We start from the raw sequence: 18,074 nt of genomic DNA, 5'->3' as shown, positions 1-18,074 counted from the left end.
ACCTTGATGGCGAAGCGCCGAAACGGTATCGTACTTCTAATCAGTCAAGAATACCAGTGGTTATCGCATATCAATTCAAATTATCATCAGATAATCGGGGAGAATATTTTGCAGCATCGCGGCAAGAACGCATATCGGATCTTGTCAGTTTGGCTTGTCTGTCTCGTCTCGGCGCTCTGCGCCCGCCCGGCCCTGGCCGCCAAGCTCCCGCAGAGTTTCTTCGCCGTCAAAGCCAAGATTCCCATGGTCGCCCCTGAAGGCTTGCCCGCCAGGGACGCCGGGCTCTACCGGAAATACTACCAGGCGCTCCACGATTGGGATGGCGAAAAGGCCCTTTCCCTCATGAAGGAGCGCGTCGAGCTGGCGAAGCGGTCGATGCCGCCCAAGATACAGGCGCTGCTTCTGGCTGAATATGCCCAGCTGCATTTTTCCATGGGCGACTCGGGTGCGGGCCTCAAGGCGGCGAGGGAAGGCCTCGACCTGTTGCAGCGACTGGACAACCAGGGACAACGGACCGTCTCATTCGCCTTGATATATGTCTGCCGCGACCGGTTCCTTGCCGGGGACCTGGCGTCGGGCGAGGCCATCCAGGAGCCGCTGTTCAAGGCGCTGAGGGCCACGCTGTCGCCGCAGGTCTTCCCGAAGGTGGAACGGATGGTCCTGGGCCAGGCGTACAACGCCTACAGGGAGCGATACGTGCTCTCCGACGCCCGTACCGCCATCCTGGAATCATGGCTGCTGGAAAAGCCGGATCAGATCGATCTCGGGTTCGAGAGCGAGATTCGCCTGCTGCTCGCCATCCAGTACCGGATTCGGGGCGACCTCCCGAAAATGGAAAAGCACCTGGAGCGGGCGTACGCCATCTGGCGGGACCTGCCCGACAAGGAATATCGCCTGTATCAGTATCATGCTCTGCTGGGGGATCTCTTCCTGGACTTCGGCAACCCGGAGGCCGCCCGCACGGAATATGAAAAGGGATTGGCCCTGGCCGAGAAGAACTACGTATCCGCGGACATGCGCGTAACCGGCCTCCAGATCCGGCTGGCCAAGGCCCTGCTTGTCGAAGGCGAGTCCGAAGCGGCGGGAGAGCTCTGCCGAAGCGTGGTTCGGACGGTGACCGACAACCGGGGGCCGTTCGTCTACGAGGTGGCCCGGGCGTATTCGATCCTGTCCCGGATCGCGGCCCTGGGCGGAGACCGGCCAAAGGCCTGGGAACTGCTGAACCGCGCCAGGGAAATCTCCGAACGGGTCATTCCCGCCGACCATCCGGAGCGGTGGGCGAACCGCATGGCGTTCGCCCGGGACGCCCTGGCCCTGGGTCGCGCCGGGGAAGCGGCCCAGGCCGCCCGCCAGGTCATTGAGGCCTGTCGGGACCTGGGCGGCGACGACAACCCCCTGACTTTTGCCGCCCTCTCCACCCTCGGCCGGGCCGAACTCGCCATGGGTAGGAAAAAGGACGGGTACGCGACGCTTCTCCGGGCGGAGCAGGTCGGCATCCGGCAGGCGGACATGGTCCAGCGCCTGCCGTCCGAGGCCCAGCGCAAGGCGTATCTCACCTCTTCCAAGGGCAACATCGAGCTGCTGCTCCGGGCCGGGGAGGCCTCGCTCGCCCCCGGGCGACTCTATGCGGTGTGGCTCAACCGCAAGGGCGCCTTCTTCGAGTCCCAAGCTCGGTATCGGCAGGCGCTCGGGAACGCTCCGGCAGAGGAAACGGGAGCTGCGGCGGAGTTGGCGGCCGTACGCGCCCAACTCGCCTATGCGGCGTATTCCCCCTCCTCCGAAGGCCGTAGCGGCCGCTCAGTCATCGCCGAGTTGACGGCAAGGAGGGATGAACTCCTGCGTTCACTGAACGCAAAGAACCGGAAGGCCGACGGGCTGGGAGTTTCACCGGAAACGCTTTCCCTGCCCGCGAATGCCGCGCTGGTGGATTTCGTCCACCTCCCCCCTGCGGCGGAACGGCCCGGCGGCTACTGGGCGTTCGTGGTCCGGCCGCAGAAAGGCGTCAACCTGATTCCTCTGGGCGACGCCGAAGAGGTGAATGACGCCATCGCCGCCTGGCGCGGCGAGATTGTCAAGGGAAGCCGGGCCGACGCCGCCGTCCTGGGAGCCCAGGCCGGGCGATTGCGGGCCCTGCTGGTCGATCCTCTGGCCCCGGCCCTTGCAGGAGCCCGGCGACTCCTGGCGGTGCCGGACGGTCCGCTTCAGCGGCTGCCGCTGGAGATCCTGCAACGGGCGGACGGCTCCTTCCTGGCCGAGCATTGGCGCATCACCTATCTGGCCACGGCCAGGGAGCTGGCCCGGCCGAAAAAGCCGGGCGACATCAATGGCGCGGTCGTCATCCTGGCCAATCCGGATTTCGGAACGGCGACCGTGCCGGGTGCGAACGTCAAAGAGTCTCCGAAACCAGGGGCCGACAGCCGGGTGGTGCGACTCTCCCTCGCGCCCCTGCCGGGCACCGAGGCGGAAGGCCAGGCGATTCGGGAACTGGCCGGGAACAACGCCCATCTCATCACCGGAGCCGCCGCCAGCAAATCCGCCCTGTTCGGCGTGCGCCGCCCCAGAGTGCTGCACCTGGCCACCCACGGGTTCTTCCTGGACGACGGGGATGCCGCCGTCGCCGACGAGCGGCGCTCCTTCCGCATCGAGACGACGGGGAGCGCCTCGGTCCAGGCCTGGCTGTCCCCCGCCGCCGATCCGCTGCTCCGGTCGGGCCTGATCCTGGCCGGCGCGGCCGAGGGAGGGAACGGGAACCGCCTGGCCGCGCAGGGCGTCCTCACGGCCGAGGAGGTGCTGGGACTGGACCTCGCGGGGACGGAACTGGTGACGCTGTCGGCCTGCGGCACAGGGCTGGGAGCCATCGCCGACGCCGACGGGGTGTATGGTTTGCGGCGTTCGTTTCTCCTGGCCGGAGCGCGCCACCTGGTCGTCAGCCTGTGGAGCGTTCCCGACGAGGAAACGCGGCGGACCATGGTCGACATGTATGACCGTTTTCTCCAGCAAAACATGCCGGTGGACGAGGCCTTCCATCAGGCGATGCTGGATCGCCTCGCCGCCGAGCGGAAGGCGGGGCGTGCGGACAATCCCTTTTACTGGGCCGGATTTGTTGTCTACGGAGCTCCCTGATGCGTTGGGCATGGCTTCTTGCGGGCGCACTCGTCCTTGCAAGCCTTCGGGGCGCTGCGGCGGGGCAATGGCTGGCCCGGCTGATTCACGCCGGACCGCCGGTTCCGCGAAACGCCAACGGGCTGCTCGGTCATGTTTATTCCCAGTATCTCCGCATGGCCTGACGCTGCCATCTCCAGGTTTATACAGCAAGTCCGAACGGATACTGAAGGACAGAAGTCGCGCGATAGACTTGCGTCGGCGTCGGCCCGCGCCAAAAGCTCCCTGGGCGCGTCACTTTTTCCGCGCATGTCCGACTCCTTGTGCAAAGGCCCGAACGGGCCAGCAAAAAAACAACACAAGGAGTCCGCAATGCGAAACACGTTCACCATCCTGTTCTGGCTGATCCTGGCCCTGGCCGCTTCCGGCTGCGGCATGAAGAACACCGCCGAGACCTTCACCGCCGACGCGGGCGTCTCCGGCGACATCCCCTGCTTCCAGGGAAAAAAGGTCGCCGTATTCGCCCGCTGGGCGCCGGACTATCCCAAAGAGCCGCTTGCCGAGCACCCCTACGTCGCCACCGGGTACAAGGACATCCTGGCGAGGACCGCGAACAACGGCTCCAAGCTCAACGAGAGCACGGCGGGCCAGGCCGTTCTGTCCTCGATGCAGACCGAAAACCAGTTCCAGTACATGCTGGCGGCCGCCCTGGAAAAGGGCGGGGCCGTCCCGAATCTCGTTCTCATCAATCCGGAGGCGTTCAGCGGGATGGCGAGCAGGGAGCAGAGGGAGGCCGAAGCCGCACGCCTGTTGAAGGTCATCAAGCGGAAGCTGGCCGAGGACGGGTACGACTACTTCATCCTCGCGTCCGACCGGAAGGCCATGCCCGGCCAGAAGTCCATCCTGGAGATCGACGGGCACCACGGATCGGAAGCGCTGCGCGGATTCCTGACCCTCGGTCTGGACGCCCTGGTCGCCTCGGACACGGACACCCACACCTATTCCTGGTGCCGGGACGTGAAGGTCACGGACCTGCGGCAGGGACAGGTCGTGTACGAACAGAAATTTCTGACCAACGAAAGCCGGGACATCTCCGTGCACGAGGGCAGTCTGGTCAAGACGCAGAGCAAGTACGTGGAGACGCTGCGGTTCGAAACGGACATCCACAAGAAGGAAGTGCGGCGGGTCGTCGACGACATGACCCGAAAGCTGGCGTCGTAAAACGAAAACAACGCAAGCCGCATCCGCCCGGCAGGCCTGGCCTGTCGGGCGGAACACATTGGAGGGCTGGCCTTTTGCGGGGATCGCGGCGAAAGGAGCGGCGCCGGGCCATGGCCCAGCTCGGCGGGTTTGTTGACAATCCCTGGCGGGTGTATCAATCTTTGCGGAATCAAACCAGGAGCTTCCATGTCGCCTTTGCCTTCCATGGGCTCCCGCTCCCGCCGTTTTGACGCGCCGGACAAGGCGCTCGGCAGGGAGCGGTTCGCCGCCGACGAATATCCGGAGAACCTGCTCTGGGCCGGGGCCTTGCGCGCCGGGGCGCCCCACGGGCTGGTGCGCGGCGTGGACACGGCCCGGGCCGAGGCCATGCCCGGCGTGGTGGCCGTGCTGACCGCCGGGGACGTGCCGGGCGCAAACCGGCAGGGCTTCATTTACTGGGACATGCCGGTCCTGTGCGGCGACAAGGTGCGCCACGCGGGCGATCCCGTGGCCCTGGTCGTCGCCGAGACGCGGGAAATCCTGGCAGAGGCCCTGCTCGCCATCGAACCCGACATCGAGCCGCTCCCCGTGGTGGACGGGCTGGACGCGGCCCTGGCCCCGGACGCGCCCAGGGTGCACGACCTCGAAACCGGCAACGTCCTCAAGCAGGCCACGGTGCGCAAGGGCGACGCCAGGGCGGCCCTCGACCGGTGCGACGTCGTGATCGAGGAGACCTTTTTCACCCCCCAGCAGGCCCACTGCTTCCTGGAGACGGAAAACGGCACGGCCCGCATGGACGCGGCCGGGATCATCCACATGACCGTCTCCACCCAGTCCCCGTTCCGCGACCGGTACGAGGTCGGCCAGGCCCTGGGGATTCCCCAGGAGCGGCTGCACGTCATCGCCCCCTTCCTGGGCGGCGGGTTCGGCGGCAAGGACGGCGTCACGGTCCAGTGCCTGCTTGCCCTGGCCGCCATGCACGCCGGGGGACGGCCGGTCAAGATGTGGTGGAGCCGCGAGGAGAGCCTGCTCGCGGGATACAAGCGCCACGCGGCGCGGATGCGTTTCCGCCTCGGGGCCGGAGCCGACGGGGCCCTGCGCGCCCTGGTCTGCGACCTGGACTACGACACCGGGGCCTACGCCCACCTGGGCGTGGAGATCATGGCCCTGGGCCTGGAGCACGCCAGCGGCCCCTACCGGGTGGAGACCCTGGAGGCCAACGGCCGGTGCGTCTACACCAACAACCCCGTGGCCGGTGCGTTTCGCGGCTTCGGCGTTGCCCAGGTCAGCTTCGCCTTCGAGGGCATGATGGACCGGCTGGCCGACCGGCTGGGCATGGACCCCCTGGAGCTTCGGCTCCAAAACGCCATCCGCCGGGGGGACCGGAACGGGGTGGGCGTGGCCATGACCGCCTCCACCGGCATGGCCGAGTGCCTGGCCGGGCTGCGCGAACACCCGCTCTGGCGGACCCGCGGCGCGTGGGTGCGGGAGGCCCCGCCCCTGACCCGGCGCGGGGTCGGCGTCGCGGCCGTGCTCAACGGCATGGGCTATGGCCGGGGGCTGGCGGACATGGCCGTCGCCAAGGTCCGGCTGACCGTGGACGGGCGCTTCCGGATCTACAACGGCGTCAGCGACATGGGCCAGGGCAACAGCCCGACCTTCGTGCGCATGGCCTGCCATGTCCTGAACCAGGACGAGTCGGGCATGGAGCTGGTCCAGCCCGACACGGACCGTTCGCATCCCTCGGGCTCGGCCGCGGCCGGCCGGACGACCTATACCTACGGCAAGGCGCTGATCCGGGCGTGCGAGGCCATGCGCGACAAGCTGCTGCACCGGGCGGCCATGGCGCTCCTGGTGGACGACGTCGCCGACCTGGAGCTCGCGCCCGGCGCGGTCCGCCATCCGGCCACCGGGCGGGCGCTGCCCCTGGCCCTGCTGGGGAGCAAGCTCCACCCCGACGACCGGTGCTGCGTCAGCGAGGCCATGATGCCCGTGACGCGGGACGTGCCCGAGGGCGGGGAGGCCTTCCGGCTCGGCTTTCCCCATCTCATCTTTCCCTATGCCGCCCACCTGGCGCGGGTGGAGGTGGACGAGCTCACCGGACGGGTGGCCGTGGCCGACTACGTGGCCTTCACCGACGGCGGCCGGGTGCTCGACCCGCAGACCTACGAGCAGCAGGTCCAGGGAGCCGTGGCCCAGGGGCTGGGCTACGCCCTGTGGGAGGACTGCGCGGCCGAGGGCGGGCGGCTGCTGGCCACGGACCTGTCCACCTACGTCATTCCCGGCGCCGGGGACCTGCCGGACATCGAGTCCCACGCGGTGGAGACCGTGGAGGAGTCCGGCCCCTTCGGCATGAAGGGCATCGGCGAGGTGGGCATGAACGGCCCGCTCCCGGCCGTGGCCTCGGCCCTGCTGCGCATGGGGCTGCCCATGACCCGCGCCCCCTTCACCCCGGAACGCATCCTGGCCGCGCTCGGCGGAGACGATTCATGATCCTATCCTTCACCCTCGACGGAGAGCCCCGGACCCTTGACCTGGACCCCGGCCTGCGCGCCGTGGACGTTCTGCGCGAGCATTGCGGCGTCACCGCGCCCAAGGAGGGCTGCGGCACCGGCGAATGCGGAGCCTGCGCCGTGCTGGTGGACGGCGAGGTCCGCCTCTCCTGCCTGATGCTGGCCGCCCAACTGGACGGCCGGACCGTGACCACGGCGCGGGGGCTGGGCGGGGCCGGCCCGCACCCGGTCCAGGAGGCCCTGGCCGACCGGGGCGGGGTCCAGTGCGGCTTCTGCACGCCGGGCGTGGCCGTCACCGCCGCCGCGTTCCTGGAGCGCCATCCCGACCCGACCCGGGCGGAGATCCGCGACGCCCTGTCCGGCAACCTCTGCCGCTGCACCGGCTACCACAAGATCGTGGACGCCGTGGAGGACGCGGCCGAGCGGATGCGCAAGGAACGCGGGGGGCGGAAATGAACGTCCTTTTCCCCGCCACCGCGGACGCGGTTCTGGAGGCGCTGCGGGCCCATCCGGACGCCCGGCTCATGGCCGGGGGAACGGATCTGCTGGTCCGGCGGCGCGCCGGTGCGGTTGCGCCCGGCGTCCTGGTCTGCCTGGAGCGGGTCGCCGACCTCAACGGCGTCGAGGTCCTGGGCGACGCCATCCGCATCGGGGCGGCCACGACCCTGACCGCGATTCTGGAGAACGGCGCGATCCGCGAGCGTCTGCCCCTGCTGCGCGACGCGGCCGGGGCCTTCGCGTCCCCGCCCGTGCGCAACATGGCCACCCTGGGCGGCAACCTCTGCACGGCGTCGCCCGCCGCCGACACCCTGCCGCCCCTGTGCGTCCTGGGCGCGGAGGCGGAGATCCTTTCGTCCTCGGGGACGCGGCGTATGCCCGTGGCGGATTTCGTGACCGGGCCGGGCCGTACGGCCCTGGAGCCGGGCGAACTTCTCGGCTCGGTGACCGTGCCCGTTCCGGGCGGGGGGACCATCCAGCATTTCGAGAAGGTGGGGCGGCGCAAGGCCATGGCCATCGCCGTGGTCAGCCTGGCGGCCCTGCTCCGGGTCGAGGGCGGCGTCATCGCCGAGGCGCGGTTGGCCTGGGGCAGCGTGGGGCCAACGGTGGTCCGTTGCCCGGAGGCCGAGGCCCTGCTCGCGGGGCGCGCGCCGACCCTGGAGACCTTCCGCGCGGCCGGGGAGAGCGTCCGGCGCGCGGTCCGGCCCATCGACGACGTCCGCGCCTCCGCCGGCTACCGGCGGCGGGTGGCGGCCAACCTGCTGCTCCGGCTGGCCGAAAAGGCGGGCCCGGCAGCCCTCGGCTGAGGCGTCGCCCGCCGGTTCCCCGTCAGGATTCCCGTCCGGTCCCGGCGTCTCCGGTGGCGGCCGGGCGCGCCGTCCGGGCCAGGACGGCCCCCAGCAGCGGGCAGACGGCCGCCCAGACGAACAGGTGCGCCGTGGTCGCGCCCGCGGCCAGCAGCCCTCCGGCCAGGAGCGGCCCGAAGACGTACCCCCCGTCCATGGTGAAGAGCATCAGGTTGGTGTTGAACCCCCGCAGGTGGGCCGGGGAGACGTCGACCATGGCCGCGTTCAACTGCGGCAGGGCGAAGCCCAGGCAGGTCCCGTAGGCCCCGGCCAGGGCGAGGAGCGCGCCGGCGTCCCCGGCGAGGCTGAACAGGGCGATGACCGCCGACAGCGCCAGCAGCATGACGAGCAGCATGGCGAACCGGTCCATCCGGTCCAGGAGCTTGCCGAAGAGCACGCGCACCCCGATGGTGGCGGCCGTGGACACGCTGAAGAACAGCCCCGCGTTGAGCGCGCCGAGGGACTCCAGCAGGTCCTTCATGAAAAAGAAGACCACGGTGGTGGCGGTGAAGACCAGGCCGTTGGCCAGCAGCAGCGGTCCGACGCCGGGCGCGCGCAGGTCGGCCCGGATTTCGGCGGGGGTGGGGCGGCGCAGCGCGGCGGCCCCGTCGTTGCCGGGCCGCAGGATGCGTCGGCGCAGGTACGGGAGCGCGGGCAGGGCGAGGAGCAGGGCCGGGGCGAACAGGGCGTAGACGCGGGTCTCGTCGCCCACCAGCGGCAGGAGCCGCTCCACCGCCGGGGGCAGGACCGCGTAGGGCAGCAACCCCGCGATGGCGAAGACGCCGAACCCCTGTCCGGTCCGGCCGGGAGGCAGGGATGCCACCAGCAGCATGGTCAGCGCGGACGCGAGCAGCACAAAGCCCGCCCCGTGGACGATGCGCACCAGGGCCAGGGTCCCGATGGACCCGGCCAGGGAATAGGAGCACAGCGCGCCCATGAGCAGCAGCAGGGAGCCCGCCGCCACCGTGACGCTGTTGCGCACGGTCAGGAACGGGCTGACCAGGGGCCGGAGCACCAGGGCCGTGCAGGGCTCCAGCCCGAGCAGCACGCCGCGCCACATCGAGGGGACGCCGCGCGCCGCCAGGTAGTCGTTCAGCCCGTAGAACAGGGAGACGTTGCAGAAGGTCAGGAAGGTGATCCCCATGAGCACGCAGAACTCAGGGGTCAACAAGGATTTGTCATTTCGGCGGAAAAGAAGCATTGTTACGGCGTTCGGCAATGGTCGCCGATGGTTCGTTCGGGTTCGGGGGCGGGGCCTTCCTGCGAGTACCGCCCCGGCGGGCCTGTTGTAAAGGCGTTCGGCAGGAGCGCCCCCCTTTTCGTCAACGTCGTCAACGTCGTCAGCGAGGATTTCCGTGAACACCGCCGCGCCGCGCATCCGTCTCCAGTTGCCCGCCGACGCCGCCTGGGCCGGGCTCGTCCAGGCCTCGGCCGAACAGGCGGGCCGGGTCTTCGGTCTGGACCCCGCCAAGTCCCTGCGCCTGGTTCACTGCGCCGAGGAGCTGCTGCTCTTTCTCGCCTCGGCCGAGACCGGGGAGGTCGAGGCGACCCTCCGGCCCGTGGCCACCGGCGTGGAGGTCGGGTTCTCCTTCGCCTCGGCGGGCGTGGACCTCTCGGCCCTGAACCTGGCCTCCGACCCCGGCGCGGGCGGCGAGGACGGGGACTGGACCTCGCTCCCCCTGCTGCTGGCCTCGCGCATGACCGACGGGTTCCGGGTGGGGCTGGACGGCCGACGCATGGAGATCGTCCTGCGGGTGGACAAGGCCTATCCCGCGCCCGAGCTGCTTCCGGCGGAGCGCCTCCGGCCGCAGGGGCGGCCGGTCCTGGCCGAGGCCGGGGACGCGGGCGCGCTGTTCGAGGCGTGCAGCGCCATCGCCGGGCTCTACCCGGCCCACGTCGCGCCCGAGTGGTGCCTGAGCCCTGGCCGGACGGCCGACCTGGTCCGGGCCGGGGAGCTTTCGGCCATCGAGGCGCGGGACGCGGGCGGCCGCCTGTGCGGGATCATTTTCTGGCGGATGCGCTCGGAGCGGAGCGTCACCTTTTTCGGCCCCTACGACTTCACCGGGGACGGTTCCATGGCCGGTGAGCTGGTCGAGGCCCTGCTGCGGGCCGTGGGGCGGACCAGCGCCAGGAACGTGTTCAGCAGCCTGGCCACGCAGCCCCTGGCCGACCACGGCTTCGAGCTGCTGGCGGAGTTGCCGTACCTCCTCGCGGACTCGCCGGAGCCGGTCGTGCACCCGGTCTGGGGCCGGATGCTCCAGGAGGACTTCGGCGCGGCTGCCTGGACTCACGAAGGGTTCGCGGACTTCCTGCGCGACCGCTACGACGCCCTGGAGCTGCTGCGCGACCTGCGCCCGGTGCGCGACCTGGGCGAGGCCGTCCAGGCCGGATCGGTGCTCGGGGCGCGCCTGACTCCCGGCCTGAGCGAGGTCTTCCTCCACCCGGAGCTCAACGGCGCGGACATCGGCGACAACATCGCCCGGCACGTCTCGACCCTCGCCTCGGCGGGCTACCGGAACATCTTCTTCGAGATCGACCTGGCCAAGGGCTGGCACGCCGCCATGGGCGGGCACCTGATCCGCTGCGGCTTCCGGCCCGAACTGCTGCTGCCCCTCGGCGGGCAGTCCGACACCCTGATCTTCCGCCATGCCGCTGAATCTTGAGCATCTCATCCCGGAGCACATCCGGCTCTTCGATCCGTACCGCCCCAGCCCGCCTGACGCGGAGCTGATGCGCCTCTACGGCCTCAAGCGCCTGCACCGGCTGAACAACAACGAGAACACGCTGGGCCCCTCGCCCGCCGTGCGCGAGCTGCTGGCCGGTCTGGAGGCGGGCGTCATTCCCGTCTATCCCCACGGCGACAGCCAGGACCTGCGCGAGACCCTGGCCCGGACCCTGGGCCCGGACCGGTCGCAGTTCCTGGTGGGCAACGGCTCGTGCGAGCTGATATCGAGCGTGGTCAAGGCGTTCTGCGAGCCGGGCGACAACATCGTCACCGCCGACAAGACCTTTGCGGTCTACGAGTGGGTGGCGACCTTTTCCGGCGTCGAGGCGCGGCTGATCCCGCTGGACCGGGACCAGCGCTTCGACCCCGACGCCATGCTGGCCGCCGTGGACGACCGGACCAAGCTCGCCTTCGTCTGCAACCCCAACAACCCGACCGGGACGTACTGGGACGAGGCCACCATGCGCCGTTTCCTGGACGGCGTGGACGGGCGGTGCATCGTGGTGGCGGACGAGGCCTATTTCGAATACGTGGAGCGGCCCGACTACCCGGACTGCATCCGGCTGCTGGACGACTACCCGAACCTGGTGGTCTTCCGGACCTTCTCCAAGATGTACGCCCTGGCCGCTTTGCGCGTGGGCTACCTCTGCGCCGGGGAGGCGGTCACGGACGTCATCGGCCGCGCCCACGTGGCCTATTCCGTGAACACCCCGGCCCAGATGGCCGCGCGGGCCGCCCTGCTGGACCGGTCCCCGTTCATCGAGCGGACGAGGGCCATGGTCCGACGGGGGCGCGAGCTGATCCGCGAGACCTGCGAGGCCCTCGGGTTCGAGCACATCATCGGCGAGGGCAACTACGTCATGATCCGTACGCCCATCTCGGACACCCTGCTGCAACGCAAGCTCCTGCGCCGGGGATTCCTGGTCCGCACCATGACGGGCTTCCGCTTTCCGAACTGGATTCGCGTCAGCCTGGAGCGGGAGCCGGTCCTGCGGGAGTTCTGCTCGGTCTTCCGGAGCCTGTTCGAGTAGCCCTTTGCCTCGTGAGCCTGCGGGCGGGGTCCGGTCCCGGCCCTTTTGCCGCCGTTTGCGGCGTCCCGTTCATTTCGCGAGCAACGCCGCCGTCCGCCCCTGGCGGCGCGGAGGGAGAACGGCAGCGAGCGGCGTGAGGAAACGCGACCTCGCCCGGTTGCGCGGGGAGGCCTACGCCATCGAGCCGGGGCGGAAGTTCACGGTGGACGCCTTCCGGCCCGAGGACGCGCCGGGAGTGGCGCGCCTTTGCTACGCCGTCTACGGGAGATGTTCCCCGTGGACCACGTCTACGGCCCCGAGGAGCTGGTCCGCGTCAACGGGGGCGAGACCTCTTCCAGGTGGCCGAGGCGGACTGGCGGGCGCTTCAGGTCGGCGACTGAGCCCCGGCCGGGCTCCCTACCGCTTGGGCAGCGTGCAGGACTGGCGGAAGAAGGACGAAAGGTATTCGCAGTCCAGCTTGGGCGTGCGCTCGATGCGGGCGATCAGGACCACCACCACGGTGGTGGACAGGAGCATGAGCAGGGGGCCGAAGAGCCAGAAAATGAGCGGCACCAGGAAGTAGTAGGCGCGCATCCCCATGTGGAAGTAGTCGCCCGCCTTGTTCAGTTGCATGGCCACGAAGGTGATGGAGGAGCCGTAGCTCGCCTCCTCCGAGGGGGCGTTGATGAGGAAGCCCACGTGGCTGAACAGCCGGATGGCGAAGGAGAAATTGAAGAAGGCGATGAACAGGTTGACCAGGATGACCAGCAGCTTGAGGGTGATGGTGCTCTCCGCCGTGGAGCCGAGCATGTTCATGGTGTGCCAGATCTGCCCCAGCTTTTCCCCCTGGCCGGAAAGGGTGAGCAGGCCCACGGCCAGCAGGATGGAGGTCGAGGCCAGGAAGGTGGCGGCCATGGTCGAGTTGCGCAGGGTCTGGACCGCGAGGATGTCCTTGCGCTCCTCCATGACGCCCACCACCCAGGCGGTCTTGGCCAACTGGTTGGCCCCGAACAGGGTGTAGATGGGGTTGGTCTTCAGCTTCCGCCGCGCATAAAAGTGGTAGGTCGTGAAAAGGCCTGTGGAGATGAGCAGGCAGAGTATGTCCAAGAGGTGCGGGGCCACCATTTCCTTCATCAGGTCCTCCGGCGGGAGTTGAGCGTCGCGCCCCGGGCCTGCGGGGCGATGGTTCCGTCCTCTTCTTTTTACGACGCCGGGGCGCGTTTTGCAACGATCCGGCGGGATTCTTCCGCAACGGTTTACAGGGATTGCATAAATCGGTAATTGAAGGACTATCGACAATTCCTGTCTCGCCCCCGGAGGACGCCATGCGCACACGGCCCCTTTTCGCCATCCCGACCCTGTTGCTGCTCGGTCTGCTCGCGGCGGGAATCCTTGCCGGACCGGCTCTGGCGAATAGCCCCAAACCTGGCGGGAAGGCGGACGCCGACGTCTCCATCCCGCCCGACGCCACGCCGGAGCAGGTCCGCGCCGTCCTGGCCGGGATGAGCGACGAACAGGTGCGCCGCCTGCTCATCAGGGAGTTGAATGCCGCCGCGCCCGCCCCGGCCGCGCCCGAGGAATCGGGCCTGGTGACGGCCCTGCGCAAGTCCAAGGCCGTGGCCCAGGCGGTCCGGACCCGGCTGGCCGCGCTCTTTTCCGGCGACACCGCCGCGCCCCGGCTCCTGCCCGAGGCGTTGCGCGATTCCCTTTCGGGCCGGGGCGTCTATCCCCCCGGCCGCCTGGCCCTGGGCGTGGCCATGGTCCTGGCCGTCTGGCTGGCGGTCCGCCTGCTGCTGGCCCGGCGGATGGCCGGGGTCCGGCTGTCGGTGGAGGACGCGCCGGCCGGGACCGCCGCGCCCGTCCGCGCGGGGCGGCTGCTGGCCCGCGCCGGGCTGGACCTGGCCGCGATCCTGGCCGCCGTCCTCATCACCCTCGTGCCCTACCTGATCGTCTTCGACGAACCGGCGGACGGCCGCCCGGTCATCTTCGCCTGGCTGGCCGCCCTGGCGGGCATGGCCGTGGTCCGGGCCGGGCTGCGGGCCGCGCTCTCGCCCGACGCGCCGGGGCTGCGCTTCCTGCCCCTGTCCGACCAGGCGGCGCGGTATCTCTTCCGCTGGGGGCTGCGTCTGGCCTGGGTGGTGGTCCTGGGCGCGCTCCTGAGCTGTCTGGTGAGCATGGCCCACGGGCCGGAGCTGGCCTATATCCTCGTCCTGGCCCTGACCGGCTTCGCGGCGGCGGCCATGGTCTCCCTGCTGGCGCTGTGGAACAAGCGCCGCGTGGCCGAGGCCATCCGGGCGGCCACGCCCGAGGGGTCCCTGCGCCACCAACTGGCCGGGGCCTGGGCCTCGGGCGTCATCGCCTACGCCATGGTCTTCTGGCTGTTCTGGGTGGTGGCCCTGCTGGCCTTCGGCCGGAAGGCGCTCTCGGCCGGGGTGGCGACCCTGCTCCTGCTGCCCGGCTACCTGCTGGCCGACTGGATGACCCAGCGGCTGGTAGCCTTCGCCGTGAACATGGCCGGGGTCCCGGCGGCAAAGGGTGAAGACGGGGACGGTGAGGGCGCGCGGCCGCCCATCTCGAAGTTCGAGCGCTTCCTCTCGGCCGGATTCCGCATCCTGGTGGCGGCCGGGGCGGTCTTCGCCCTCCTGCGCGCCTGGGGGGCGGACATCCGGTTCGGCCGCAACATGGTGGACGCGGGCCTCAACACCCTCATCACCCTGGTGCTGGCCTACATCTTCTGGATATTCATCTCCAACTTCATCGAGCGCAAGCTGCGGGACAAGCACCCGGCGGGCGACCGCGACCACGGCGAGGGCGACGGCGGGGGCCACGGCGGGGACCGCTTCTCGACCCTGCTGCAACTGGTGCGCAAGTTCATCTTCGCGGCCATCACGGTCATCTCCGTGCTGGTCATCCTCTCCTCGCTCGGCGTGGACATCGGGCCGCTCATCGCGGGCGCGTCCGTGTTCGGCATCGCCATCGGCTTCGGGGCCCAGACCCTGGTCAAGGACATCATCTCCGGCATTTTCTTCCTCATGGACGACGCCTTCCGCGTGGGTGACTACATCGAGACCGGCAGCGCCATGGGCACGGTGGAGGAGATTTCCGTGCGCTCGATCAAGCTTCGGCACCACCTGGGCTTCCTCTACACCATCCCCTTCGGCTCCATGAAGCTCATCAAGAACAACTCCCGCGACTGGGCCGTGATGAAGCTCAAGTACACCGTGCCCTTCGACACGGACCTTCAGAAGGTCAAGAAGGTCATCAAGCGGATCAACAAGGAGATTCGCGCCGTGCCGGAGCTGGACGAGATGATGCTCAGCGACATCAAGAGCCAGGGCGTCAAGGCCATGGAGGAATACGGAATGCTCATGCGGGTCAAGTTCATGACCAAGCCGGGCGGGCAGTTCACCCTGCGCAAGCTGGTGCTGGCCAAGATGCGCAAGTATTTCGCCGAGGAGGGCGTGGAGTTCGCCAAGCCCAGGGTCACGGTGCACATGCCCGTGGCCGGGGACTTCGGCGACGAGGAGCGGGCCGCCCTGGCGGCCGCCGCCACTCGCGCGATGGAGAAGAAGGAAGAGGAAAAGGAGTGACGCCCGGCCGCGCCTATGGCTCCCGGACCATGCGCCAGGCCTATGAAGCCCGGCCGGCCCGGCGGAAGGGGATCAGCCCGGCGGCCACGGCGAGCAGAGCGGCCGCGCCGCCCATGATGAAAGGCGCGCGCGGGCCGATGTGGTCCCAGGCCAGCCCGGCCGCCAGGCTCCCGGCCAGGGTCGTCAGCCCGGTGACCATCAGGAAGAAGCCCATGGCCGTGCCCTTGCGCTCCCTGGGAATGCCAGAGGCGATGATCGCCTTGCCCACGCCCTCGGTCAGGCCCATGTACAGGCCGTAGACCGGGAACAGCGCCCACAGCCCGGCCGGCCCGGTCAGGGCGAAGCCGAAGTAGACCAGGGCGTAGAGCGTCCACCCCCCGAGCATGAGCCGCCAGCGGCCCACGCGGTCGCTGAGCAGCCCGGCCGGATAGGCCGTGGCAGCGTAGGTCAGGTTGAAGAGGACGTAGGCCGCGATGACCTGGAGGTCGCCGAGACCGAGGTCCTTGGCGCGCAGCAGGAGCAGGGCGTCGGTGCTGTTGGCGAAGGCGAACAGGGAGAGCAGGGCCAGGGACCGCCAGTATTCGCCGGGCAGGCCGCGCAGGGACTCGCGCAGCGGGAGCTTGGGCGCGGCCGGGGCGGAAGCCTTGTCGGCGTCGGCGGGCCGGTCGCCGGGCTCGCGCAGACGGAAGGTCAGCCAGACGGCGGCCACGCCCGGCAGGGCGGACAGCAGGAAGATGGTCCGGTACGAGCCGGGGAGCAGGGCGAGGAGCCCCATGGCGGCCAGCACGCCCACGATGGCCCCGGAGGTGTCCATGGCGCGGTGGAAGCCGAAGGCCCCGCCCAGCCCGGCCGGGGGCGCGGCGTCGGCGATCATGGCGTCGCGCGCCGTGGTCCTCAGCCCCTTGCCCAGCCGGTCGGCCAAGCGGGCCACGAAGACCAGCGGCCAGGAAAAGGCCAGGGCCAGCAGCGGCTTGGACAGGGCGGAGAGCCCGTACCCGGCCCGGACGTAGGGGGCGCGGCGGCCCATGCGGTCGCTGTGCCAGCCCGAGACGCCCTTCATCATGCAGACCAGGGCCTCGGCGGCGCCTTCCATGGCCCCCAGGACCACGGCGGGCGCGCCCAGGACCGAGACAAGAAACAGGGGAATGACCGGGTAGACCATCTCCGAGGCCACGTCGGTGAAGAAGCTGACCCAGCCCAGGGTGACGATGGCCCGCGGCAGGGGAGGCCGTTTCATGCGCGGGAGTTTCACGACGCCCGTCCTTTCGGACGGAGCGGAGAGGCCGGAGTCCGGCCGGAGGGAATGCGCCCTGTCTGCATGGCCGGGATTCTGCCCCTGTAAGCCCCGCCGCGCAACAGGGAATCGCGCCGGTTTGTCACGAGAACTTGACGTCGCCGTGACGGGTGGGCGTTGCGCGGCCGTCCCTGGCTCTGCGACAATTGATTGTAGCAAGCAATTGTACTATCCATTTCACTTCACAACTTTTCAATCCGGAGCGTGCTCATGAAAAAGGTTCTCGTATTCGTGCTGATGGCGATGTTCGCCCTGGCCGGGACGGCTCGGGCCGAAACCCTGAAACTGCTCACTTGGAAGGGGTACGCCCCCCAGCAGGTGATCGACGCCTTCGAAAAGGAGACCGGCATCAAGGTCGAAGTGACCTTCTCCAACAACGAGGAAATGATCGCCAAGCTGCGCGCCACGCGCGGCGCTGGCTTCGACCTGGCCCAGCCCTCCCAGGACCGTATCTCCTCGGTCCAGGAGAAGTACAATCTTTACCAGCCCATGGACTACGCCAAGATCGACGCCAAGCTCTTCATCCCCTCCATGCTCGATGCGGTGAAGAAGAACACCCTGGTGGGCGGGAAGTCCTACGCCGCGCCCTTCTGCTGGGGCACCTCCGGCCTGGTCGTGAACAGCGACAAGGCCGCCGGGGCCGATTCCTGGAAAGCGCTCATCGATCCCACGTACAAGGGCCGGGTGAGCTACCGCCTGAAGCGGCCGACCCTGATCGCCATGGGCTTCGCCCTGGGCTACGATCCCTTCGCCCTGTACAAGGACCCCAAGGCCTACAAGGAGATGCTCGACAAGATCGCCGACACCCTCATCGCGGCCAAGCCCATCGTCAAGAACTACTGGGCCAACGGCGACTCCCTGATCGAGTCCATGCGCTCCGGCGAGGTGTTCGTGGCCATGGCCTGGGACGCGGGCGGGTGGAAGCTCAACGCGGACAACAAGGCCATCGACTTCAAGGCCCCCAAGGAGGGCGCGCTGGGCTGGATCGACACCTTCGCCATTCCGGCCAAGGCCGAGAACGTGGCCGCCGCCTACAAGTGGATCAACTTCATCATGAAGCCGGAGAACGCGGGCTACTTTTCCTCCCAGGAGAAGTGCGCCACGGCTTCCCCGGACGCGCTCAAGTACACCGACAAGGCCGTGGCCGCCAACTTCGCGCGCTCCTTCCCCCAGGCGACCATCGACAACATCAAGTGGTACCCGCCCGTGCCCGCCCAGCTTGAGAGCATGGAAGGCAAGGTTCTGGACAAGATCAAGGCCGCCGAGTAGGCTCGGCAACAGACGATCCGAAAGGGGG

At 69.1% G+C, this 18,074-nt stretch carries 12 protein-coding genes; 9 read left to right on the top strand and 3 right to left on the bottom strand.

The features are described from left to right. The first annotated feature begins 141 nt into the window (after positions 1-141). From PHP91_RS04865 to PHP91_RS04845, 5 genes are all read left to right on the top strand, one after another. On the top strand, positions 142-3,123 hold the full coding sequence (locus PHP91_RS04865; RefSeq protein ID WP_300137680.1) for a CHAT domain-containing tetratricopeptide repeat protein: 2,982 nt from the start codon (positions 142-144) through the stop codon (positions 3,121-3,123). Positions 3,124-3,474: 351 nt separating this feature from the next. Then, positions 3,475-4,323 (top strand): hypothetical protein, encoded by an 849-nt coding sequence (locus PHP91_RS04860; protein WP_300137677.1) that lies wholly within the window; start codon positions 3,475-3,477, stop codon positions 4,321-4,323. Positions 4,324-4,509: 186 nt separating this feature from the next. Beyond that, on the top strand, positions 4,510-6,795 hold the full coding sequence (locus PHP91_RS04855) for a xanthine dehydrogenase family protein molybdopterin-binding subunit (RefSeq protein WP_300137674.1): 2,286 nt from the start codon (positions 4,510-4,512) through the stop codon (positions 6,793-6,795). Continuing rightward, the gene (locus PHP91_RS04850) at positions 6,792-7,271 is read left to right on the top strand and encodes a (2Fe-2S)-binding protein (protein ID WP_300137671.1); all 480 of its coding nucleotides are present in this window, start codon (positions 6,792-6,794) and stop codon (positions 7,269-7,271) included. Before PHP91_RS04855 ends, PHP91_RS04850 begins: the two co-directional genes overlap by 4 nt. Then, a complete protein-coding gene (locus PHP91_RS04845) occupies positions 7,268-8,119 on the top strand; it encodes a xanthine dehydrogenase family protein subunit M (protein ID WP_300137668.1) in 852 nt (283 codons plus the stop codon). The genes PHP91_RS04850 and PHP91_RS04845 overlap by 4 nt, the downstream gene beginning before the upstream one ends. 22 nt (positions 8,120-8,141) lie before the next feature. On the opposite strand, the gene PHP91_RS04840 is transcribed toward PHP91_RS04845, so the two are convergent. After that, positions 8,142-9,329, bottom strand: a complete 1,188-nt coding sequence (locus PHP91_RS04840) for an MFS transporter (protein WP_300137665.1) — start codon at positions 9,327-9,329, stop codon at positions 8,142-8,144. Between the two features lie 184 nt (positions 9,330-9,513). On the opposite strand from PHP91_RS04840, the gene PHP91_RS04835 reads away from it, so the two are divergent. Next, complete coding sequence (locus PHP91_RS04835) at positions 9,514-10,821, top strand: hypothetical protein (RefSeq protein WP_300137662.1); 1,308 nt, start codon at positions 9,514-9,516, stop codon at positions 10,819-10,821. Beyond that, positions 10,805-11,914: a histidinol-phosphate transaminase gene (gene hisC, locus PHP91_RS04830; RefSeq protein ID WP_300137659.1), complete on the top strand. Its 1,110-nt coding sequence runs from the start codon at positions 10,805-10,807 to the stop codon at positions 11,912-11,914. Before PHP91_RS04835 ends, hisC begins: the two co-directional genes overlap by 17 nt. A gap of 396 nt (positions 11,915-12,310) precedes the next feature. Here hisC and PHP91_RS04825 read toward each other — a convergent pair whose 3' ends face one another. Beyond that, a complete protein-coding gene (locus tag PHP91_RS04825) occupies positions 12,311-13,027 on the bottom strand; it encodes a DUF599 domain-containing protein (RefSeq protein ID WP_300137656.1) in 717 nt (238 codons plus the stop codon). Between the two features lie 191 nt (positions 13,028-13,218). Between PHP91_RS04825 and PHP91_RS04820 the strand changes: the two genes are divergently transcribed. Beyond that, complete coding sequence (locus PHP91_RS04820) at positions 13,219-15,483, top strand: mechanosensitive ion channel family protein (protein WP_300137653.1); 2,265 nt, start codon at positions 13,219-13,221, stop codon at positions 15,481-15,483. A 40-nt stretch (positions 15,484-15,523) separates the two neighbouring features. Here PHP91_RS04820 and PHP91_RS04815 read toward each other — a convergent pair whose 3' ends face one another. Then, entirely contained in the window at positions 15,524-16,720 is a 1,197-nt protein-coding gene (locus PHP91_RS04815; protein ID WP_300137650.1) for an MFS transporter, read from the bottom strand. 267 nt (positions 16,721-16,987) lie between these two features. Between PHP91_RS04815 and PHP91_RS04810 the strand changes: the two genes are divergently transcribed. Further along, positions 16,988-18,046, top strand: a complete 1,059-nt coding sequence (locus PHP91_RS04810; RefSeq protein ID WP_300137647.1) for an extracellular solute-binding protein — start codon at positions 16,988-16,990, stop codon at positions 18,044-18,046. Positions 18,047-18,074 lie beyond the last annotated feature (28 nt).

The organism is Pseudodesulfovibrio sp., assembly GCF_028692895.1.
Classification (GTDB): Bacteria; Desulfobacterota; Desulfovibrionia; order Desulfovibrionales; family Desulfovibrionaceae; genus Pseudodesulfovibrio.
The sequence above is the reverse complement of the archived record's forward strand: the minus strand, read 5'-3'. Positions and strand labels throughout refer to the sequence as shown.